The sequence below is a fragment of the Colwellia sp. BRX9-1 genome, assembly GCF_014077195.1.
In the GTDB taxonomy this organism is placed as follows: domain Bacteria; phylum Pseudomonadota; class Gammaproteobacteria; order Enterobacterales; family Alteromonadaceae; genus Colwellia_A.
In genome coordinates this window covers 35,948-57,948 of sequence record NZ_JACGVM010000024.1, presented here as the reverse complement: position 1 = coordinate 57,948, position 22,001 = coordinate 35,948, and the positions used below count along the sequence as shown (strand labels likewise).

Annotated in this window: 18 protein-coding genes and 4 tRNA genes; 3 read left to right on the top strand and 19 right to left on the bottom strand. The window is 38.8% G+C overall.

The features are described 5' to 3' along the window. From H4J76_RS17410 to argC, 17 genes are all read right to left on the bottom strand, one after another. Positions 1–203: GTP-binding protein (locus tag H4J76_RS17410; RefSeq protein WP_259364653.1), on the bottom strand; the 203-nt coding region annotated here is incomplete at its 3' end. A 67-nt stretch (positions 204–270) separates the two neighbouring features. Next, a tRNA-Thr gene (locus tag H4J76_RS17405) sits at positions 271–346 on the bottom strand. A 13-nt stretch (positions 347–359) separates the two neighbouring features. After that, a tRNA-Gly gene (locus H4J76_RS17400) sits at positions 360–433 on the bottom strand. 24 nt (positions 434–457) lie between these two features. Then, positions 458–542 (bottom strand) — tRNA-Tyr (locus H4J76_RS17395). Between the two features lie 25 nt (positions 543–567). Then, positions 568–643, bottom strand: a tRNA-Thr gene (locus H4J76_RS17390). Positions 644–795: 152 nt separating this feature from the next. Then, positions 796–1,512 (bottom strand): type III pantothenate kinase, encoded by a 717-nt coding sequence (locus tag H4J76_RS17385; RefSeq protein ID WP_182216812.1) that lies wholly within the window; start codon positions 1,510–1,512, stop codon positions 796–798. Continuing rightward, complete coding sequence (birA, locus tag H4J76_RS17380; RefSeq protein ID WP_182216810.1) at positions 1,509–2,519, bottom strand: bifunctional biotin--[acetyl-CoA-carboxylase] ligase/biotin operon repressor BirA; 1,011 nt, start codon at positions 2,517–2,519, stop codon at positions 1,509–1,511. Before birA ends, H4J76_RS17385 begins: the two co-directional genes overlap by 4 nt. A 2-nt stretch (positions 2,520–2,521) precedes the next feature. After that, positions 2,522–3,547, bottom strand: coding sequence for a UDP-N-acetylmuramate dehydrogenase (murB, locus tag H4J76_RS17375; RefSeq protein WP_182216808.1), 1,026 nt, complete (start codon positions 3,545–3,547; stop codon positions 2,522–2,524). Between the two features lie 454 nt (positions 3,548–4,001). After that, entirely contained in the window at positions 4,002–6,167 is a 2,166-nt protein-coding gene (locus H4J76_RS17370) for a polysaccharide biosynthesis tyrosine autokinase (protein WP_182216806.1), read from the bottom strand. A gap of 109 nt (positions 6,168–6,276) precedes the next feature. Further along, positions 6,277–6,792, bottom strand: coding sequence for a polysaccharide biosynthesis/export family protein (locus H4J76_RS17365; RefSeq protein ID WP_182216804.1), 516 nt, complete (start codon positions 6,790–6,792; stop codon positions 6,277–6,279). Positions 6,793–6,807: 15 nt separating this feature from the next. Beyond that, on the bottom strand, positions 6,808–8,001 hold the full coding sequence (locus tag H4J76_RS17360; RefSeq protein ID WP_182216802.1) for an outer membrane beta-barrel protein: 1,194 nt from the start codon (positions 7,999–8,001) through the stop codon (positions 6,808–6,810). Between the two features lie 248 nt (positions 8,002–8,249). After that, complete coding sequence (argA, locus tag H4J76_RS17355) at positions 8,250–9,569, bottom strand: amino-acid N-acetyltransferase (protein WP_182216800.1); 1,320 nt, start codon at positions 9,567–9,569, stop codon at positions 8,250–8,252. Between the two features lie 102 nt (positions 9,570–9,671). Beyond that, the gene (argH, locus tag H4J76_RS17350) at positions 9,672–11,615 is read right to left on the bottom strand and encodes an argininosuccinate lyase (RefSeq protein WP_182170403.1); all 1,944 of its coding nucleotides are present in this window, start codon (positions 11,613–11,615) and stop codon (positions 9,672–9,674) included. A gap of 2 nt (positions 11,616–11,617) precedes the next feature. Continuing rightward, positions 11,618–12,889: an argininosuccinate synthase gene (locus tag H4J76_RS17345; protein ID WP_182216798.1), complete on the bottom strand. Its 1,272-nt coding sequence runs from the start codon at positions 12,887–12,889 to the stop codon at positions 11,618–11,620. 77 nt (positions 12,890–12,966) lie between these two features. Beyond that, positions 12,967–13,917, bottom strand: a complete 951-nt coding sequence (locus H4J76_RS17340; RefSeq protein WP_182216797.1) for an ornithine carbamoyltransferase — start codon at positions 13,915–13,917, stop codon at positions 12,967–12,969. A gap of 49 nt (positions 13,918–13,966) precedes the next feature. After that, positions 13,967–14,773 (bottom strand): acetylglutamate kinase, encoded by an 807-nt coding sequence (gene argB / locus H4J76_RS17335; protein ID WP_070375629.1) that lies wholly within the window; start codon positions 14,771–14,773, stop codon positions 13,967–13,969. Beyond that, positions 14,773–15,807, bottom strand: a complete 1,035-nt coding sequence (gene argC, locus H4J76_RS17330) for an N-acetyl-gamma-glutamyl-phosphate reductase (RefSeq protein ID WP_182216795.1) — start codon at positions 15,805–15,807, stop codon at positions 14,773–14,775. Before argC ends, argB begins: the two co-directional genes overlap by 1 nt. Before the next feature lie 185 nt (positions 15,808–15,992). Between argC and argE the strand changes: the two genes are divergently transcribed. After that, the gene (gene argE, locus H4J76_RS17325; protein WP_182216793.1) at positions 15,993–17,141 is read left to right on the top strand and encodes an acetylornithine deacetylase; all 1,149 of its coding nucleotides are present in this window, start codon (positions 15,993–15,995) and stop codon (positions 17,139–17,141) included. 78 nt (positions 17,142–17,219) lie between these two features. Here the strand turns inward: argE and H4J76_RS17320 are convergent, their stop codons facing one another. After that, positions 17,220–19,121 carry a beta-ketoacyl synthase gene (locus H4J76_RS17320; RefSeq protein ID WP_182216791.1) on the bottom strand — a complete coding sequence of 634 codons (1,902 nt, stop codon included), beginning with the start codon at positions 19,119–19,121 and terminating at the stop codon, positions 17,220–17,222. 126 nt (positions 19,122–19,247) lie between these two features. Here H4J76_RS17320 and H4J76_RS17315 point away from each other — a divergent pair, with 126 nt between their 5' ends. Then, positions 19,248–20,252, top strand: a complete 1,005-nt coding sequence (locus H4J76_RS17315; RefSeq protein WP_182216790.1) for a GlxA family transcriptional regulator — start codon at positions 19,248–19,250, stop codon at positions 20,250–20,252. A 159-nt stretch (positions 20,253–20,411) separates the two neighbouring features. Then, positions 20,412–21,530 (top strand): beta-ketoacyl-ACP synthase III, encoded by a 1,119-nt coding sequence (locus tag H4J76_RS17310; RefSeq protein ID WP_070375624.1) that lies wholly within the window; start codon positions 20,412–20,414, stop codon positions 21,528–21,530. Between the two features lie 66 nt (positions 21,531–21,596). Here the strand turns inward: H4J76_RS17310 and H4J76_RS17305 are convergent, their stop codons facing one another. Then, entirely contained in the window at positions 21,597–21,905 is a 309-nt protein-coding gene (locus tag H4J76_RS17305) for a metalloregulator ArsR/SmtB family transcription factor (protein ID WP_083277999.1), read from the bottom strand. Positions 21,906–22,001: the final 96 nt, after the last annotated feature.

The window sequence follows — 22,001 nt, the reverse complement described above, 5'->3', positions numbered from 1 at the left end:
ATGTGAGAAGTATTGATTGTAATACCACGCTCACGCTCTTCAGGAGCATTATCGATTTGTGCGAAATCTTTAACTTCACCACCGTGTACTTTAGTTAATACTGCAGAGATAGCAGCTGTTAAAGTAGTTTTACCGTGATCAACGTGTCCGATAGTACCAACGTTTACATGCGGTTTTAAACGTTCAAATTTTGCTTTAGCCATTATGTAATGCCTCTGAGATAAATTAACAAAAATAAAATAAATTTAGTGAGATAGAAATCTTAAGGAATGGTGCTGATAGGCAGATTCGAACTGCCGACCTCACCCTTACCAAGGGTGCGCTCTACCAACTGAGCCATATCAGCAATCACTTAAAGATGGAGCGGACGGCGAGAATCGAACTCGCAGCTTTAGCTTGGAAGGCTAAGGTATTACCACTATACGACGTCCGCTTTTCTATCTTCATTATTGCAAAGTGGTGGAGGGAGGTGGATTCGAACCACCGAAGGCTGAGCCGTCAGATTTACAATCTGATCCCTTTGGCCACTCGGGAACCCCTCCAATACTTTTACAACAATTTTATTAATGGTGCCGACTGCCGGAGTCGAACTGGCGACCTACTGATTACAAGTCAGTTGCTCTACCAACTGAGCTAAGTCGGCACTACATTAAGTGGTGCGAATTCTAGTGGAATGTTTTCTCCCTTGCAAGCGTAAAAACAAAAAAAAACCATGTTTTTAACCATTTGATGTTTTTTTAATCGCCTAACGTTAAATGTTGCCACAAACTGGCGATATAATTTGCCATAAGCGAATTAGAATCGTTGCATGCCGATAAAGACTAGCTCATCAATAATGTAATGTTGCCTGTTTAATAAAGCCGCTATTTTTTTAGCGTTACCGCCAGTAAGTAATACTTTATCTAATGAGACTTGTTTATTAGCTTGCTTGATACCTTGTTCAATAAAACCAAGTGTTGCTGCCCAGCAAGCATTATTGACACCGTCAGAGGTACTTTTACCAAAAGAAATGTTGGCCTGATGTTCTTGAGTTGCCAGCACTTTTGTAGTATTTGATAAAAGACTATTAAATAATATATCAATACCTGGCAAAATCCACCCACCTAAATGTATGCCCTGACTATCGAGTAAGTCTATGGTTGTCGCTGTTCCCGCGTCAATAATAAGGACATTCTCATCTGGGTACAAAATATTAGCCGCCAGTAACGTCAACCATCGATCAATACCTAACGTTGTCGGTTGTTGATAGCTTGAAGTAACGCCAAAGCATTTGCTTTCACTGTTTACTATGTGCAGTTCAATATTATGCTGCTGAGCATAGGCTATAAAGACCTCTATAATATAAGCTTCGCTAACACTCGCAACGACGATAGATACCACTGATTCAGTGATACTTGATAGCCACTTTTCATTAATGGTTTCATTTCTTTCACTTTGAATTATTGATAATTCACCTTGCTGCTCAAAAGTGTATTTGGTGCGAGTATTGCCAATATCAACTAATAACCTCATGTGTCAGCCCTCAAGCTAACTTCACCACCATAAATAGGACTAATTTGGCCATCAACTTCTAACAATAAAGCTCCTTGGTTATTAATGCCTCGACAAATACCTTTCTTTTCACGCGTGCCGGTGATTAACCTTATCGGTTTATTGATATAATAATCTTGTTTGACCCACTCCTTGGCCATAGACAACAACCCTTCATGTTGATGCTGCTGAAGCCTTAATGAGAGTTTAGAAATTAACGTTGCAGCTAAAACATTTCGGTCAATCGTATTAACCGCGTTATTTTCATGCTCGGTGGTACTTTGAATCATAGCTGTTTGCAAATCTGTCCAAGGTTGATCGACTTGTTCTGCACTTTTTTGGGGCATATTAATATTTAAACCAATACCAATAACACAGTGACACGGTTCAAGAGCTTGCCCATCCAAATCAATAAGGATACCAGCCAGCTTAACCCCGCCAAAATAAATGTCATTGGGCCACTTTAACTGCACATCAATTTGATAAAGTTCTTTTACTGCATCGCTAACCGCTAGAGCCGACACGACACTTAATCCCATAGCTGCCGCCATACCTTGCTCTAAATACCAATACATCGACATATATATATGTGAACCAAAAGGTGAGATCCACTTACGCCCGCGTCGACCCCGCCCTGCATCTTGATATTCAGCTAAACAGACTTGCAAATTATGATTTTGATTGGGTAAACGACGCAATAAATAACTATTGGTTGAGTCGATAATATTATGCACTTCGACTTTGTTTTTATGACCCAATGCACTTAACTTGTATTGAATTTCTTTTTCATCTAATAGTGTTAACGGTTCAGATAATTTATAGCCTTTGCCGGTAACACTATAAATATCAAGCCCCATTTCAATTAGCGAGGCGATATGATTAGATATTGCTGCGCGACTCACCCCTAGCTGCTCACCTAACCATTGCCCAGAAACAAATTGTCCATCGGCTAAATATTGTATTAATTGCTCTCGTATTGCTTTGGCCATGATCAGTTTATAGCTCCTAAGGTAACTTCGCCCTGCTCACCGAGCATTCTTACTTCTGGTTGCAGCATAATGGCAAATAAGGCTAATACGGTTTGCTGTACATGTAGGGCTAAATTTTTGATATCTGCCCCGCAGGCCGAATCAATATTGGTTAGCACTAGCGCTTGCTTATTATGCACAGCTGCACCGTTGAGTTGATAACCTTTAAGCCCTGCTCTTTCAATTAACCAACCTGCTGCTAGCTTAACAGTGCCATTATCTTGTTGATAAGCGGCAATTTCTGGATGGTTATTTTTTAATAATAAAAATTGCTCAGCGCTGACCACAGGGTTTTTAAAGAAGCTGCCAGCGTTTGGGATAACCTTGGGATCAGGTAACTTAGCATTTCGTATGGCAATCACGGTATCCATAATAACCCTAGCATGACTATTTTTGGGCAAGGTATTTAATCCTTGGTAATTCAGCTTAGGCTGCCAGTTTTTTGGAAAACGTAAAGTAATATCTGTGATGATACCTTTATTTTTTAAAGCATTTTTAAAAATACTATCGCGATAGTCAAATTGACATTGTGCCTGAGTTAAGTGCTGTGATTTATTTTTAGCAAAATCAAACCAAGTTACACTTTCAATAAAATCAGCAATTTCAACGCCATAAGCACCAATATTTTGTACTGGAGCAGCGCCAACACTGCCAGGAATAAGCGCTAAGTTTTCTAGACCGTTAATGCCTTCATCAATACAAAAGCATACCAAGTCGTGCCAATTTTCACCGCAAGCGGCATTGACCTGATAATATTCTTCGGTTTCATTCACATGAATCCCTAAAAACTCAGGCTTAATAATTACCGGTGTTACACCCTCGACAAAAAGCGTATTACTGCCCGCGCCTAAAATATAAAAAGGTTCGCTAGTCACCGCTGCTAATAATTGCAGATCTTGTTCACTATTTGGATAATAAATAATGGGTGTCGTTGCATAGACTGCAAAACTGTTATTTTTTTGTAGGGAAAATTGTTGGCGTGATTTCATATTATAAGCAGAAGTACTTGCTGGTAAAAACTTACTCTTATTCTACCGCAGTTTTCAATAAGCGGAAGAGGTTAATATTGAGAAAAAGATTAACCCTGTTTGCGTACCGGTAGTTTAACAATATTATTAGCGCGTTCGTTGTAATACTTGTTTTGGTATTTATCAGTATCAATGCTTTGGCTGTGGTTGATTATGATGCCTTCAAATATTGGCTGCATTGACTATCGACTACTGACTACTGATAAAAAGAAGAACACTAACCTTGCTTGCGTACCGGTAGTTTAACAATATTATTAGCGCGTTCGTTGTAATACTTATTTTGGTATTTATCAGTATCAATGCTTTGGCTGTGGTTGATTATGATGCCTTCAAATATTGGCTGCATTGACTATCGACTATTGATAAAAAGAAGAACACTAACCTTGCTTACGTACCGGTAATTTAACAATGTTTATTAACCTTGTTTGCGTACCGGTAGTTTAACAATGTTATTAGCACGTTCGTTGTAATACTTGTTTTGGTATTTATCAGCATCAATGCTTTGGCTATGGTTGATTATGATGCCTTCAATGGGTGCATTGACTTGCTTTAGCATACGTAAACCTGTGGTAATTTGCTCTCGTTTCGTTTTTTCACCATGAACAACATACAAAACCGTTTCAACTAATTTAGAAATAATAGCCGCATCACTCACAGCATTTACCGGTGGTGTCTCAATAATAATTCGGTCATAAAAATTACCAAAAACTTTAATGAGCATATTAAGGCGCTTCATTGATAAAAAAACTAGCGGATTAGCCGGAGAAATACCCGAGGTTAAAATATCTAACTTTAAGTTTTTATCGCGGATAATACATTCATTAATTTGATGTGTTTTCGCTAATAGATTTGATAATCCTGGGCGATGTGGACTTAAATTCATATTTTTTGCTACGGTCGGATGTCGCATATCCGCTTCAATGAGCAAAACCTTTTCCATTTCACTAAACGAGCGGGCTAAATGTAGTGCTATAGTCGACTTCCCTTCATTTGGCACCGAGGATGTTATCGCAATCACTTTAGCTGGCTTACTTTCGCCATTAAACAATAAAGAGGTTCTTAACGTGCGCACCGCTTCGGTAAAGCGATTATCTGTGTAATAGGGATCACTCTTTTTTTCAGCACTTGGCGCTTGAAACTTTGGTAAAATAGCGAGAACAGGTGCTTCGGTAAAGCTATCAAGTTTTCGACGTGAATTTAACGTATCCATTGATATCTCACGCATAATGATAATTATGGCAATAATCGCAAACGATAGCATAAAACTCATAATCACTATGAGGGCTTTTTTCGGGGCGAATCTATCCGTGGGTATAATCGCTTTATCAATAAAACGCACGTAAAAGTTTGCTTTATAATTACCCATAGCGTCAGTCTCTTTTAAACGGACTAAATAGTTATTATAAAGTTCTTTATTGGTATCAACTTCGCGTTGCAATTGTGAAAATTTATTTTGTAAACGGCTCAAGCGTAAGTAATCTACTTTCGCAATTGCCAAACGATTATTCGTTGCTTTAACTTTTTCAGAAGAGTTTAGGTAATCTTTTTCAATAGATATTACAATTTCATCAACGAGCTGTACGATGCCTTTTTGTAATGACTCTAGCTCTGCTTGTACCGCTATACGTTTGGGGTGCTTGGGCCCGTAACGCTTGGAAAGCTCAAATATCTTACGTGCTGCTTTTTCATCGGCACGCCTTAATTGTACAAGATCACTTTGCTGACTGATTTCCTGAAGTTCCAGAAGTTGCGCGGTATTTTTTCGACGCTTTTGCATACTTTGGTAAGTTACTTCTAAATCATCTTTGATTTTTTCAGCTCGTATTGCTGAAGAAGTTAACTCGGTTAACTCAGAGCTAACTAGGCCAGCAATCCCTAAAATATCAACAATACCTTCCGCTTCACGGTATTCTTGTAGTGCTTGCTCTGATGTTTCAAGCTTTTTCTCTAACTCTTCAAGTTGGTCAACAAGCCACTGCGACGTTGACTCCTTTGACGCGCTATGGATTTCATCTTGGTATTGAAGATAAGTGAGACCGATTTGATTAGCGACTTTTTGTGCTAATTGAGGTGAGTGAGCAGCAAAACTTATTTTAACAAGTTCGGTGCTCGCTATCGGAGCGATAGTTAAACGACTTTCAAAGATTGAGATTAAGCTACTGACCGTTGGTCTACTAGTCCGCTTTCCTATGTCAGCGAAGAAGCTTATTTTGTCATTGTATTTACCACTATTAAATTCCTGATGTTCAACCAAATTTAAACTAATAATAACGCGCTCAGCAAATTTTCGAGACTTTAATAATTCGTACTGGGTTTTAACTTGCTCTTTACTGGCGCTAGATTCATTAAAGGCGTCATTAATCGATAAAGTATTAGCGGGTTTATTACTGCCTATTTGTAAAATAGCCGTGGCTTTAAAGGAAGGCTTGAGCAACGAAACATAAAAAGAAACCATCAGTGAAACGAGTAAAGTAAAGAAAACAATCTGCCAACGTCGAGACCAAAGCGGTCTTAAGACCTCTTTTAAATCTATCTCTTGGTTTGGGGCATTAAAATTTACGCTTTGATTATCGTTTAACATTACTGCTCATTATTATTTGCAAAACCACATATAAATACGGCTAATAAAATCTGTCGAAAATCCTTTTTCAGTTTTTATAATTATTTTTATTGTTATTGTTATGTTTATTTTAGAAAAAACTTTGTTCTATTTTTATAATATCATCAGGGTGGATCTCAGTAGCAATATTCCCCTCCAACGTCACTTTAACACCTTTGACTAGTCGTGTGATTTTCCAATCAGAAGTCGACGCTCTATTAGATAATCCTCCAGCGATTGCAATGGCTTTATCTAAGGTCAAATAATCTTGATAAGGGTAACCTCCTGGTCGTGTAACTTGTCCGTGGATAAAAAACGGCCGATAAATAGACACAGAAACAGAGACTTGTGGGTCAACAATATAATCTCCTAGTAAGCCTTTTCTTATCGTGGTTTCAAGTTTCTTAGTTGATAAACCTATTACTTGTATATCAGCTAAAAACGGAAAAGATATAAAACCCGATTTATCAATTTTCACATCAGTTGTTAAATCGTCTTCACCGTAAACAACAATATGTATTTTATCGCCAGGGCCCAGTAAATAATCACTTGCCTCACAAAAAAAGCTGCAGAACACTAAAATTAGTGACAAAACATAGTAACGCATATTTTTTATCCAATACTAAATATTAACATTAAAGCCTAACGATAAGCTATTGCCCTGGTTGTTTAGCCTATCATCACTTGCTGTTAGTTCTTTAAAAGTAAAACCTGCAAATACAGTCAGCCAATCATTACGTTGATAATTCAACCTAACCTCTGAGTATAAATAATCTTCATTAATCGTTTGCTCAAGGTAAACGACCTTTTCTTGTCTATACCCAACAACCGCAGATGTCTGAAAATAATCAGTCAGTTGATGAGTAAGTTGTAAATTAGTACTGTCAACAACTCGATAGCTATCGACAATTCTGTTGGTTGTTTCATAATTTCGTTGGGTGTTTATATTCATTTGCATAAAATTCGTTGGCTGCCAATTAATATCAACTCGCCATTTAAAGCGAGTATCGCTGGCAAATAATGTTTCTTCAAAAGTTAATCTTTGATAACCAATTAATGCTTGCAGTTGAGTTATAGCCGTCGATTGCCACTTCATACCGACTAATACCGCATATATGTCTTTATTTAACGGGCTATTATTTTGAAAGTTTGATTGGGTATAAGCTAAATCTGCAGCGAAATATGTCTTTCCTGACAGTAAATAATCAAAACTAGCCGCAACACTTTGATCAACACGGTCAAGTGCCTTATTTTCGGCTCGTCTTGTTTTATAGCGAAAGTCTTCTTGACCGATTGAAAGTTTTAATTTCGCCACTGAATCAATTTGGCCATATAAGTAACCTATATTAGCGGCAAGCGATTTTTTATCATCTCCGCTTGTTTTTGATTCTGCATTGCCTAAAGATAGGCCAGTACCGCGATATTCATAACTTTCCTGTAACTTAATATCTGCAAACAGTGTTTTGTTATGATCAAGCTTAAAGAAATAGCTTGGCTTAAATAATAAATTATTATGATCGTCTTCACTAAAGTGACTAAATTGGTAATGACTGACCTTTGTCGCTAATTGTATTAAATGTCGTGATAACTGTGTTTGAATAAAGACGGACGGTTCAATTTTTATGTAGCCGGTACTTTCTTCATCACTTCCTTGATTAAGAAAGTTACTTATTTGACCATATTCAGATAACAGCGTTGCTGTAAATTGATCACCACTTTCTAGCGCGAAGTCAGTTTCTGCTTTGAGTGCAAAAGAAGTCAGCAAAGTCATTGCAAAAGCAATGAGAAGAATGACTAAAAGTCTAAATATGACCATTGAAAAGTATAAACCTTACAAACAAATAATGAGCGCGGCACACAATATGCCCTAAAAGTAACGAATATGAAACATTACTGTTACATAAGTGCACGATTATTGTATATAAATGCTTTTATATTTACTTTGTTGCATAAATAAACAAACTCAAATATTTAAAGCCCACCTTAAAAACAAAAAAGCCGCTTTTAAAAGCGGCATTTATTTTCATAAATAAACGTTGAATTGATAACAGCGAGACCTATTCACTAAATATGTTTGATGTATACCTTAGATTTTCGTTGGAAGTTATACAGCTGTTTTTTACCTTCAGGTAAATCTTCCATTGAACTCTCGATAAAACCTTGTTCTCTAAACCAATGACCACTGACCGTTGTTAAGACAAATAATGAGGTTAAATGTTGATCAAAAGCCTTTACTTCTAAGGCATTCATTAAGCGCTCACCTCGATTTCCATTGCGATAATCAGGATGAATCGCCACACAGGCTATTTCTCCTGAACTTGCTTCGGGATAAGGATACAAAGCAGCACAAGCAATAATAACATCTTCCTTTTTAAGTACCGTAAAGCGATCAATTTCAACTTCAAGTAGTTCTCTTGAGCGCTTCACCAGAATACCTTCCTCTTCTAAGGGGGCAATCAGTTCTAAAATGCCACCGACATCATCGATGCTAGCGGTACAAACTTCTTCTTTATGATCTTTAGCAATTAAAGTACCGGCACCATCGCGGGTAAATAACTCTTGTAGTAAAGCACTATCACTTTGGTAGCTCACGCAGTGACAACGCTCTATACCATTTTCTCCACTCTCGATTATCGCTCTTAATAATAATTGGCGAACATGACAATCTTTATCATCCAATAACGTTTTTACTCGCCGTACACTACAGCTACGAATAAGCTCACCCGACTCATCAATTAAACCATCCTCTTGAGTAAAGGTAATTAATTTATCCGCTTTAAGGGCGAGTGCTGTTTTAGTCGCGACATCTTCAAGTGCTAAGTTAAACACTTCACCGGTAGAAGAGTAGCCAATCGGCGATAATACCACTATCGAGCCATAATCAAGCTGGGTATGAATACCGACCGCATCGATTCGTCTTACGCTACCGGTATATTTATAATCGACGCCATCACGGACCCCTATCGGTTTAGCAATGACAAAATTCCCGGTGCTAACACGAATTCGCGAACCATGCATAGGCGAGTTAACTAAGCCCATAGTGAGTAAAGCTTCGATATGTAAGCGCAATGAACCCGTCGCATCTTTTACTGCAACCAAAGTTTCAGCGTCGGTTACTCTAATATTATTTTCAATATGGCGAGTAATGTTACGCTGATCCATACGCTCTTCTATCTGTGGCCTAGCGCCATGAACTAAGACTAACTTAACACCCAAGCTACGCAACAAAGCAATATCATGAATAATATTGGCAAAATTTGGGTGAAGCACGGCTTCGCCACCAAACATAAGCACCACTGTTTTTCCACGGTGCGCATTAATATAGGGCGCAGCATTTCTAAACCATTTAACATAATTTTGTTCGTTATTATTGATGCTATCCATTTTCTAAGTTGTAACTACCTATTTGTTTATCCCAAACGCTAGCGTTTAGGATCTTAGCTAAAGTAAATACCTTGCCTAAATCAGTTAAAATGACGACTGAAATTATGCCTGTTGAGGCTGACTAAGTATGTATTCCATGGCGACTTCATCAGCAGGGTCTTTATGTGGGCTGGGTTCGCTATCTTCAATAATATTATCGGCTAGTGAACTTTTATCAATTAAGTTAAAACCAAGCTGCTGAAAATATTTTGGAATATAAGTTAAAACAATAATTTGCTCTAATTCCATTTGATAGGCAAATTCTAACAAATACTGAATAAGTGCTTTGCCTTGACCTTGCTGTTGGGCATCATCTTGTAAAACAACTGAGCGTATTTCAGCTAAACCTGTTTGATAGATATAAAGTGATGCGCTGCCAACAACCTTACCGTCAAGCTCGGCAACAACAAAATTCTGAATATCATGAATAATATTGTCACGTGACCGTGGCAGTATTTCCCCTTTATCGGCCCAAAAGTTGGTCAGTTGATAAATACTATCAACATCAGACATTCTCGCTCGACGAACAGACATAGCGGCAGCACGTTGCGCATTTAAACGCTGTTTTACTTGCTTTAATGCCCTTTGAATTCTTTGTTTGCCTGGCGCACCAACAACTTGCTCATTTAAGATAGCTTCATTGCCAGACTGAGTAGTCGCCAGTGCTTTTTCAACTTGTGAACGAGAAGTACCGCCGAGTGCTTCACGCTTATTAAGTGTCGATTCAATAGAAAGATGCTGATAAACATCTTGCTCAATTCTATCGCTGAATTCTTGTAGTTGGCTTATCGTTAAATCTTCTAAAGGTACACCTTTGTCAATAGCAGCTAATACGACTTCACCAACAATATGATGTGCTTCACGAAACGGAATATCTTTACCGACTAAATAGTCAGCAAGTTCAGTGGCATTCGCATAGCCTTGTTGGGCCGCGGCTAATGTCCGTGAGCGATTTACTTTCAGACCATCAGCAACGAGTACTGCCATTTCCATACATTCTTGCCACGTATCAAGCGCATCAAATAAACCTTCTTTGTCTTCTTGCATATCTTTATTGTAAGCAAGTGCCAACGCTTTCATTGTGGTTAACATCCCCGTTAAGGCGCCAAAAACACGACCTGACTTACCGCGGATTAATTCACAGGCATCAGGGTTTTTCTTTTGTGGCATTAATGATGAACCAGAACTGACCAAATCACTCATTTCAACAAAGCCAGCTTCACCTGAATTGTAGAAAATTAAATCTTCGGCGAAACGTGATAAATGCATCATTGAAATACTGGCTGAAGCCAACAATTCAATGACATGATCGCGGTCAGAAACAGCATCAAGACTGTTCATGGTGGCCGTTCTGAAACCTAAGCGACTTGCCAGTGCATTTCTATCAATAGGATAAGCGGTACCGGCTAAAGCGCCTGAGCCCAGTGGCGAAACATCTAAACGATAAAGCGCATCTTTTAAACGGCCAATATCACGGTTAAACATTTCTACATACGCTAAACACCAATGGCCAAAAGTTATTGGCTGCGCTCTTTGTAAATGGGTATAGCCTGGTAGTACCGTATCTTTTTCACGTTCCGCTAAATTCATCATCGCTTGTTGTAAATTGACAAGAGCAAACAGTAAATCGCCGCCCTTTTCTTTACACCATAGCTTTAAATCAGTCGCGACTTGGTCATTACGGCTGCGCCCTGTATGAAGCTTTTTACCTAAGTCACCCGTTTTTTCAATTAGCTGGATCTCTACCCAACTATGAATATCTTCCGCATCAGACAACAATATTTGTTGCGGATTTTCTTCTACCGACGCTTTTAATTCTTGCAATGCTGCCGTTAAGCGAACCAGTTCATCTTCATTTATAACGCCTACTTCATGAATAGCTTGCGCCCAGGCTATTGAACCAACAATGTCTTGCACTGCCATGCGGTAATCTACCGGCAATGAGTCATTGAACTTCTTAAATTGTAAACTCGCCTTTTCTTTAAAACGTCCACCCCATAAAGCCATGATTATTTTTCCTTATGCTTTAGCACAGTATCTTTTTGAGAAAGTGCGGTGATCCTACTCGATAAGCTAAATAAACGAATAAATCCTTCGGCGTGTTTTTGGTCATAAACATCGTCAGCACCAAAAGTAGCAAATGCTTCAGAATACAAACTATTTGGCGAACGACGTTGTATGACTTGTGCCATGCCTTTATACAATTTAACAACGACATCACCCGTTAGTTTTTCAGCAAATGAGGCAGCAGAAGCCAATTGAGCTTTAGCAAGCGGGGTAAACCAGCGACCATCATAAATAACATGTGAAAATTCAAGACCAATAGATTCGCGATATTTAAGTGACTCTTTGTCGAGAATAAGTGACTCTAAACCTTTATAAGCCGCCATCAAAATAGTACCGCCTGGCGTTTCATAACAACCACGAGACTTCATACCAACCAAGCGGTTTTCGACAATATCGATTCTACCAACACCGTGGGCAGCTCCTTTAGCATTTAAGTACATTAACGCTTGATAAGCACCGGCACTGTTTTCCTGGCCATTACCAGAGAAGTCTATTCCATCAATAGCAACAAGCTCACCGTCAGCAAAACTTAATTGTACTTTTTCAGGCTCATCAGGCGCATCCATAGGATCAACTGTCATGGTCCATACTTCTTTTGATGGCTCACACCAAGGGTCTTCTAACTCACCACCTTCATGAGAAATATGCCAAGCATTAGCATCACGACTGTAGATTTTAGTTAATGAAGCCGCACAAGGAATGTTACGTTCGGCAAGATAATCTAGTAAGTCTTCACGCGAAACCATGTCCCACTCACGCCATGGGGCGATAACAGTAAGCTCTGGCGCTAGTGCAGCAAAACAAGACTCAAAACGAACTTGGTCGTTGCCTTTACCCGTACAACCATGACACACGGCATCAGCACCCACTTTAAGAGCGATTTCTATGTGCGCTTTAGCAATAATAGGTCGTGCCATTGACGTACCTAATAAATATTGACCTTCGTATACCGCACCGGTTTTTAAAATGGGGTACACATACTCTTTTATGTATTCTTCTTTAAGATCAACCACGTAACATTCAGATGCCCCTGAAGCAATCGCTTTCTCTTTAACACCTTCAAGCTCTTCATCACCTTGGCCAACATCAGCACAAAACGCGATAACCTCACAGCCTTGATAATTTTCTTTTAACCATGGAATAATCGCTGAGGTATCTAATCCACCAGAATATGCTAATACTACTTTTTTGATTTGTTTTTTTGCTAAAGCCATTGTCTTATTCCTAACTAATCTTGATAAATTGTCATGCTGAATATAAATCAGCTGCTGACCTAATAATTTCTACACTATTATTTAGCTAATAGCGTAACGAGTACCGCATTTTGCGCCCACATTCTATTTTCTGCTGCTTGGAAAACTACCGACATTTCACTGTCAAAAAGTGCGGTTGTTATTTCTTCCTCTAAGTGCGCTGGTTGGCAATGCATCACAATACTGGCGCCACTGCCTTTCATCATTTGATGGTTCACTTGATAGGGTGCAAACTTCTCTAGAAGTGCAGCTTTTTTACTGGCATCTTCAAAGCCCATTGATACCCATGTATCGGTATAAATAGCATCTTGCGGCCCTAAAGCCTCAACATCTGATGTAAGTACCAACTTACTCCCTGACTTATCTGCAAAAGCTTTCGCTTTACTCAATAATTGTGCTTCTGGTTCATGCCCCGCTGGGCAAACCAAGGTAAAATCGACCCCTAGTATTGCAGCCATAAACATCAACGAATTGGACACATTGTTACCATCACCAATATAAGCAAGTTTAACCTTTGTTAAATCTATACCTTTACCTAAAACAAAATATTCTTGCAAAGTGACAAAGTCAGCTAGTGCTTGGCACGGATGATATATATCACACAGTGCATTAATCACTGGAATAGTTGCGTGCTCAGCTAAACCTTCGATGGCGCTGTTTTCAAAAACACGTGCAACGATAGCGTCAGCATAGCAAGAAAGATTTTTAGCGTAATCACTAACTCGTTCTCGCTCACCTAGTTTGCCATTTTGTTGGCCTAAATATAGCGCATGGCCGCCTAATTTGTTAATACCCATATCAAAACTAACGTGTGTTCTTAATGAAGGTTTTTCAAAGAGCATCACTACAGATTTACCCGCTAAAGCTTTACTATAGTCGCTAGGATGGTTTTTAATCTTTATTGCTAAAGCAATCAGATCAATTATTTGTGTTTTAGTCAGTTGATCATCTGCTAAAAAGTTTTCTAATCTTGTGTGTGTCGGTGACATGATAAGTCCTATCCGAAAAATCGTTAAATTAAGTGTGACTTAACTGTGGTTAATGTGGCTGAATGCGTGTGCCAATGGCATCACCCTTTATTAGATTGATGATTTGCTCAGGCGACTGCCAACTGGCAACCGCGATACTTCGTCGCAATTGGCTTGCTGCATGCAAAGCGGCATTAACTTTTGCGGTCATCCCACCAGCAATAACACCTTGCTCTATTAAGGAATTTGCCTGAGTTTTACTCAGTGAAGCAATATATTCGCCACGCGCATCTTTTACACCATTAACATCGGTTAGCAGTAGCAATTCGGCATTTAGTAACTGACAAATTGCGACAGCTGCATCATCCGCATTAACATTCACTAACTCACCATTGGCTAATGAACCAATAGAAGAGATAACCGGCAAAAAGTTTGCACTTAAAAGTGTATCGAGTAACTTACTATTATTTGCACTAGGCTCACCCACCATACCCAGGCCTTTATCGCTTAACTGACACGAAACCATATCACCATCGACCAGTGACAATCCAACGGCTTGCATGTGTAAACTTGCTGCAGTGGCAACAATCGCTTTATTAACACTACCTGCTAATGCACCCGCAATAAGGGGCATTTGCTCTTGAGGTGTAACACGTAAACCCTGTTTTTTTTCTGAAGTAAAACCAGCTTGGCTGAGTATTTCATCAACAACACAGCCGCCGCCATGCACTAGCACCACGGCTTGATTTTTTAATGTCGCGATAATTTTTAATAAATCAGCTAAAGCATCTTTTTTTTCAAGAATAGCGCCACCGATTTTGATCACTAATGGCTTGTTAGTTTTAGACGTTACTGATGTGTTTATTGTCTTAGTCATTAACTCTTTCCCAAAGTTACATTGTGCAACAAACTATACTCACTCGCTAAACCCAGAGAAATATTCGCACATTGCACCGCTTGTGAAGCAGCACCTTTTAATAAATTATCGATAGCACAACTCACCACAACAACTTGTTTTTCTTCATCGACTTGCCAATGTAAATCAGCAAATGGTGTATTAGCCACATTGTCTATTTTCGGCCAAGCGCCGGTTAAGCGCACCAATGGCTTATCTTGATAAGCGTTTAAAAAAGCTTCGTTAATATGTTTTGTCGTAATACCTGCTTTGATTTGCAAAGTGACAGTTGCCAGCAATCCTCTTTTATAAGGTGCAAGGTGAGGATTAAAAATAACCGCGGCATTAGCTTCTTGGCTTATCTCGGGTTGATGCCTGTGTTGTAAAATATTGTAGGGTGTTAGGCTGACTTCATAAAAGCTTGTCGCTAATGAGGCTTTTCTACCCGCACCGCTGACGCCGCTGATCCCATTAACAACAATGAGAGAGTTTTCAAGATGGTAGTTATTTACGGTAATCGGCTTAAGTGATAATAAACTTGCTGTTGGGTAACAACCAGGTACAGCAACTAATTGTGTATTAGCAATATCATCTTGCTGCCATTCGGCTAAACCATAAGTTGCTTGGGCAAGCGCCGATAAGTTTTTATGTTCAAAACCATAGAATGTTGGATAATCTTCACTATTTTTTAAACGAAAACCACCCGAGAGATCGAAAACCTTAACACCTTTCTCAACAAAAGCTTGTGCCCAGTCAGCACTGAACTCATGCGGAGTAGCAAAGAATACCGCATCAAGCTTTTGTACCGTATCATCGAACCAACGCTGTGAAAAACAGAGTAAAGGTAAATCACATACGCCTAAGTAACGCGGATGTAATTGCGAAAAGGTCATATCTGCCGAGCTACTGTTTTCTGACACCAGTAAATATTCAAGGGAAATTTTATCGTGCGCAGACAATAAATTAATCAGCTCTGCACCCACATATCCACTTGCTCCAATAACCGCGACTTTCATACAACCTCATCTATTAATTTTTTATTAACCTAAGGAAAGCAGAAAACAAATTATTTTCAATAGCCTTCTATATTTAGGTTATTTACACTAGAATAGGAAAATAACACCCAATGACTCGTTATGCAACAAATAAGCATAATTACCCATGGTTTTTTTTATTTATTCATTTTCAACTGTGAGCCACTATGAAAAATTTGCCCAACTTTACTGATTCATTAACACAACTTATTGCCAGTGCTTCTATTAGCTCGACACAAGCGAGCTGGGATCAAGGAAATTTAGCAGTTATTCAACTATTGGCAAGTTGGTTTGAACAACTCGGTTTTAGTATCGACATTCAAGCGGTGCCAGAAACCCGCAATAAATATAATTTATTAGCAAAACTCGGTAGTGGAACAGGAGGATTGTTACTGGCAGGTCATAGTGACACTGTACCTTTTGATGAAAATCGTTGGCAGTCAGACCCGTTCAAAATTGTTGATAAAGATAATAAGTTTTATGGTTTAGGCACGTGTGATATGAAAGGTTTTTTTGCTTTTATTTTACAAGTTTGTAAAGGATTAACCGCGCAACAGTTAAAAAAACCACTTTACATTTTGGCCACCGCAGATGAAGAAACCACCATGGCTGGCGCACGTTTTTTCACCAAAAACCAACAGATAAAACCCGATGTTGCTATTATTGGTGAGCCAACAAATTTGGTCCCTGTCATCATGCATAAAGGTCATATGTCCCATCGCATAACTATTCAAGGTCAATCAGGACACTCAAGCAAGCCAAGTTTAGGCGTGAATGCGATAGAAATTATCCATCAAGTGATTGGCCAATTAATGCAACTCAAAGAAAAATTGGCTCTCAATTATAGTAATCAAGCCTTTGATGTAAAGGAGCCAACCCTTAATTTTGGCGCAATACACGGCGGCGACAATGCCAATCGAATTTGTGGTCACTGCGAGTTAGACATTGATATGCGTGCCCTACCCGGCATGACTGACAGCGAACTTATCTTACTACTCAGTGAAGCGTTAAAACCGTTAGCTGAAAAATACCCTAATAGAATTTCATTTAGTGAATTGGATCCGAGTTCACCCAGCTTTGAACAAAGTAAAAACAGTGATTTTGTCACTATAGCCGAAGAAATAAGTGGTCATTCATGTTGTGCGGTTAACTATGCGACCGAAGCTCCTTTCATCCAACAACTGGGTTGTCAAACTATCGTTTTAGGTCCTGGTTCAATTGATCAAGCACACCAGCCTAATGAATTTCTAGCGCATAGCGAAATTGATAAAACTGAACAACTATTACTGAAGATGATCGAAAGATACTGTTTATAAAGGTACAAAAAAGCAAAGCGATAATGCTTTGCTCTTTCGTTTTTACTTAGTATAACCTTGCAAGGGGTTAAGTTATGACTACACCATATCCGCAAACGGATTTTTACTGGGTAAGGCAATACTATTAGTAAAGCCGGTCATTGAGATATTTTCAGTGTTAATTTCAATATCATCATCACCTAGTACACCCACACCAAATTTATAAATTAATTCAAACTGTCCATTGTTGGCTTTTTCTTGATAGATACTTTGTTTCACTTCAACCGCAGATAACTTTTCTTGGTAACGGGTCATTTCTGCTATGCTATATCGTTTTTTCAGCATAGAGAGCGTTACGTCTGGTGAGAGTATAGTGGCCGTGGCATTGTTACCGCCAAAACCTTTTGAATTGATGAAAGCAACATCCATCGCTTCACACTGCCAGTGATCAAGAGCGATATTCAAGCGCTCATTATGTACATCATCGGCTATCGATTTAATGGTCGTAATACCCGGCATAATATTATGAGCAAAAACACCTAGCGCCATAGTGATTTGGTCACCACTTGCTGGTGCAATAGTATGGCCAACATAAGCTTTAGGCGCGGCTACAGGCCAATTATGAATATCAAAAGTTTCGGCCAAACGGTGATAAATTAACGACTCGGTGATACGGTTTTGTGGGGTACTTGAACCATGAGCTAATATAAAGCTACGCTTTTGTACCGACTCTTCCCCTAAAATACTTTTTGCTAATGCCACTGACTTCGCCATGGTAATGTAATTACCAGGACCTGGAGCGGTAATAGATTTTTTAATACCATCGGCATTAATGAATACATCAGCAACCGACCCCAAAGGTTTAGCGCCTAATTCAACGGCTAATTCGTCATCCATAATCACCAGAAAATGTGCAGCTTCACCAATAGTAAAACCACAATTTTCACCAAACGGGCGACTGGTATTACGATGGTCAGCTTGGCCATCAGTAATACCATCAAGTTTTTTCAAACCTTCTTCATTAGCCAATGCACTCATGTTACCGAAACCTTCAATAATTTCCGGTGTTATTGGGCTTTCACTACTGCCCACAATAGCAACACGCACTCGACCTGATTTAATATCTTGAATAGCATTACGTAAGTTATAAAGAAAACTTGCACAAGCGCCAGTCGAAGTCGAAGTGGTACCCACACTGCCGGTCACATAACCATTAATAAAATCAGCTGACATGGTGTTTAAGCCCAACGCTAAGTTTTTAGTGGTAACACGATCGCCATGCAAACGATTTTGTAACATGCCCCCTAAACCTTCCGATTGCATTTGACCGAAAGCTGAAGAAGAATAAGTACCCACGTGGTCTGGGCTTACTTTTTCTAATATTTCATCCCAGCTAAAGCCCGTTGAATGAATAGCGTCTGCAGCACCAAAAATAGTCGTTTGTAAACCACGTGGCTGATAACGACTATTATATAATGTCGACGGTTCAAAGCCGGTAGGTAATTGCCCCGCTGCTTTAATCGGATTATCGCGATAACTACTATGTTTAATATCTAAATTATCAGTAATTTCAACCTTTACGCGTTTATCTGCTAAGGGTGTTACTGTCCATGAGCGCGGTAAGGGTTTTGGTAATTCTTTTTCTTTAATTTCAAAAGTAATATTTTCAGTGCTCGGTGTTGCCGCCATATTTGTGTGGCAATGCGTCGCGTCAGGGTCAAAGTGATTATTTTCAATTTTACGGATAAGGGTGCCATCAAGAATTTGCTGGCCAAAACGTGCTTCTACTTCGCTTAATGCAACACTATTACCCTCAACGTCAACTAACTGACCTGCTTGGAAAGTTAAGATATTCATCAAAGTAGCAAGACCAACAAAAGTTTCTTGGCGTGCTTCTGCAGTTAATTTGTCGATAACAATACGACGAAAACCTTGATGAAACGAGGTGCGGCCAGCAGCGTTTACGCCGCCCATGCCAACAATAATAGGTAAAGCAGTCATTTATAATTCTCTTAAATACATGAGTCGTAATTCTTGTTACTAGTGTAAAAAGAAATACCAATAATTAATTGTCGTTTTCAGCCAAAAACAATACAATAACAGCCAAATATTGCAAAAGTTATTAATATGCCACTCAAGACAAGCCGAAAAACAATCAATGTTGCCTTGGTTTTATATGATCATATGTTAGCAACCAGCGTAAGCTTACCTATTGAAATGCTTAGAGCAGGCGAAGCTTTTGCTCGAAGAGAAGATAGGCAGTCACCTAAACTCAGTATTGAAATGGTGAGCGAACTATTAGCCCCAGTGCGCACCAGAGCACTTATTAAGCTTTATCCCGATAAAGATATTGAGCATGCCCAAAGTCCAGATTATATTTTTATTCCTAGTCTTTGGCGCAACCCTAGGCCAATAATCAAAAAACAGCCCAAAATGGTAAGTTGGCTTAATCGTATGTGGCAACAAGGTTCAACGCTTATTGGTGGTGGTACAGGGGTTTGTTTTATTGCTGAGTCAGGACTACTTGATCATCATCCGGCAACAACACACTGGCATTATGTTAACCAATTCAAAAGAAATTATCCTAACGTTGAATTGAAACCAGATTTTTTTATTACCCAGTCAGAACGTATTTACTGTGCGGCAAGTTTAAATGCCTTAGCTGATATTACCGTTCACGTTATTCATCAAACGTACGGTGAGACTGCTGCACAACATGTTGAGCGTAATTTCTCTCATGAAATAAGAAAACCATATGAAGAACAACGTTATTTAGAAGGTGCGGTCGATCGACATCCTGATGAATTGATCACTCAAATTCAATTCTGGATGCGTACTAATCTATCATCAACATTATCGCTTACTGAACTGGCGTTACAATTTGGTATTAGCCATAGAACATTTAGTCGGCGTTTTAAAAATGCTACCGGCGTTAAAGCCTCTCATTATTGGCAAAAAATGCGTGTAGAAACAGTCAAAGATTTACTATCATCAAGTAATCTGTCTATTCAAGAAATCGCTTTTCAGGTGGGTTATCAAGAGCAAGGCCAGTTAACTCGGCTGTTTAAGAAACAATTAAAACTCACTCCAAGAGACTATCGAGCAATGGTGCGTAAAAAGCTTTTTAATTAACGGTTAACGTCTGTCAAACAAGCTAAATTTTTGACAGTGCACTTTTATCAGTAACGGGTATAATCCATAACAGATAAATTAAAAGCATTGAAGTGCTTGTACTTTAATACAATAAGTCTCATGGTACGACCACTAGAAAATTACAAACGGAGAAAATACATGTCAATCGTGATCAGTGGTACAGGTCTATTTACACCACCACACAGTATTTCAAACGATGAATTAGTCACCGCATTTAATCAATATGTTGAAGACTATAATATTGAAAATGCCGCCGCTATTAACAGTGAGCAGTTAACGGCCTTAAAACCGTCTTCAAGTGAATTCATTGAAAAAGCATCAGGCATTAAAAGTCGCTATGTTATGTATAAAGACGGCGCACTTGACCCTAAAACCATGATGCCACTTATTCCTCAGCGTAGTGATGAGCAATTATCAGCACAAGCAGAAATGGCTGTTGGCGCCGCGAAACAAGCGATGGCTGCAGCAAATAAAACAGCAGACGATATCGATTTAATCATTGTTGCTTGTTCATACACACAACGCGCTTATCCTGCAATTGCCATTGAAGTACAAAAAGAACTAGGTTGTAAAGGTTGGGCTTACGATATGCTCGTCGCTTGTTCATCGGCAACCTTTGGTATTATGAATGCTTCAAATGCTTTGCATGGCGACACAGCAAAAACAGTGTTAGTGATTAACCCTGAACTCAATTTTCCACAAATTAATTTACGCGACCGCGACAGTCACTTTATCTTTGGCGATGTTGCAACGGCTATTGTTATTGAAAAACAAGCAACCGCTACGGCTGACCATTGCTTTAAAATATTAACTAAGAAGCCGATCACGACCTTTTCTAATAACATTCGTAGTAACTTTGGTCATATCAATAAATGTGATCCAGAAACCATGCTTGATAATGACAAAATGTTTGTTCAGCAAGGACGAAAAGTTTTTAAAGAAGTACTGCCAATGGTCTCTCAATTAATTACCGAGCAAATGGCAGAAGCAAATGTTGAAGCTAAAGATTTAAAAAGATTATTTTTACATCAAGCCAATATCAACATGAATAACTTTGTTGCAAAGAAAGTATTAGGCCGTGACCCTATGGGCAATGAAGCGCCAATTATTTTAGACAAGTTTGCAAATACGGCTTCGGCGGGTTCTATTATTGCTTTTCACTTGAATCATGATGATATGGTTACTGGCGATAAAGCTTTAATCTGTTCTTTTGGTGCCGGTTATTCGGCAGGCTGTATCGTTATAGAGCATATTTAATTCTGCTGTGCGGTTAAGTCACTGAGAAAAACCTCTGTGACTTAATCGTTAATTAACCTTTAACCTTTAACAAAACTCACTATGTAAAAAAGTAATTAGCTTTACTATCGATGGATGAGCAATTGTGTAGTATATCGTTTGTGATTCTCGGCGAGTTTTTACCAAGCCGTCTTTTCTCAATCGAGCTAAATGCTGCGATAAACTCGACTGGCTCAAATCAATAAAACCATTAAGCTCTGATACCGACATTTCTTTCTCACCTAAATAGCAAAGTATCAATAATCTATTTTCATTACTCATCGCCTTCAGTAACTCAGCGGCTTGAGTTGCATTACCACGCATTTCAGCTATGTCTATTTGAGTTTCATTATTCATCATTTGGGTCTTTATTGTCAGCAAAAAGTAAATATTAATTGATATTACATTAGATAGTGCTAATATAAAAGTACATTACATTTATCTAATATAATA

Bases quoted from the DNA above. Each gene is read 5' to 3' on its own strand.
- argC (WP_182216795.1), bottom strand. From the start codon at position 15,807: ATGAAAGTCGCGGTTATTGGAGCAAGTGGATATGTGGGTGCAGAGCTG.
- H4J76_RS17370 (WP_182216806.1), bottom strand. From the start codon at position 6,167: ATGTTAAACGATAATCAAAGCGTAAATTTTAATGCCCCAAACCAAGAG.
- H4J76_RS17305 (WP_083277999.1), bottom strand. From the start codon at position 21,905: ATGAATAATGAAACTCAAATAGACATAGCTGAAATGCGTGGTAATGCA.
- H4J76_RS17340 (WP_182216797.1), bottom strand. From the start codon at position 13,917: ATGTCACCGACACACACAAGATTAGAAAACTTTTTAGCAGATGATCAA.
- argE (WP_182216793.1), top strand. From the start codon at position 15,993: ATGAAAAATTTGCCCAACTTTACTGATTCATTAACACAACTTATTGCC.
- birA (WP_182216810.1), bottom strand. From the start codon at position 2,519: ATGGCCAAAGCAATACGAGAGCAATTAATACAATATTTAGCCGATGGA.
- H4J76_RS17345 (WP_182216798.1), bottom strand. From the start codon at position 12,889: ATGGCTTTAGCAAAAAAACAAATCAAAAAAGTAGTATTAGCATATTCT.
- H4J76_RS17365 (WP_182216804.1), bottom strand. From the start codon at position 6,792: ATGCGTTACTATGTTTTGTCACTAATTTTAGTGTTCTGCAGCTTTTTT.
- argB (WP_070375629.1), bottom strand. From the start codon at position 14,773: ATGACTAAGACAATAAACACATCAGTAACGTCTAAAACTAACAAGCCA.
- H4J76_RS17385 (WP_182216812.1), bottom strand. From the start codon at position 1,512: ATGAGGTTATTAGTTGATATTGGCAATACTCGCACCAAATACACTTTT.
- H4J76_RS17310 (WP_070375624.1), top strand. From the start codon at position 20,412: ATGTCAATCGTGATCAGTGGTACAGGTCTATTTACACCACCACACAGT.
- murB (WP_182216808.1), bottom strand. From the start codon at position 3,547: ATGAAATCACGCCAACAATTTTCCCTACAAAAAAATAACAGTTTTGCA.
- H4J76_RS17315 (WP_182216790.1), top strand. From the start codon at position 19,248: ATGCCACTCAAGACAAGCCGAAAAACAATCAATGTTGCCTTGGTTTTA.
- H4J76_RS17360 (WP_182216802.1), bottom strand. From the start codon at position 8,001: ATGGTCATATTTAGACTTTTAGTCATTCTTCTCATTGCTTTTGCAATG.
- argA (WP_182216800.1), bottom strand. From the start codon at position 9,569: ATGGATAGCATCAATAATAACGAACAAAATTATGTTAAATGGTTTAGA.
- argH (WP_182170403.1), bottom strand. From the start codon at position 11,615: ATGGCTTTATGGGGTGGACGTTTTAAAGAAAAGGCGAGTTTACAATTT.
- H4J76_RS17320 (WP_182216791.1), bottom strand. From the start codon at position 19,121: ATGACTGCTTTACCTATTATTGTTGGCATGGGCGGCGTAAACGCTGCT.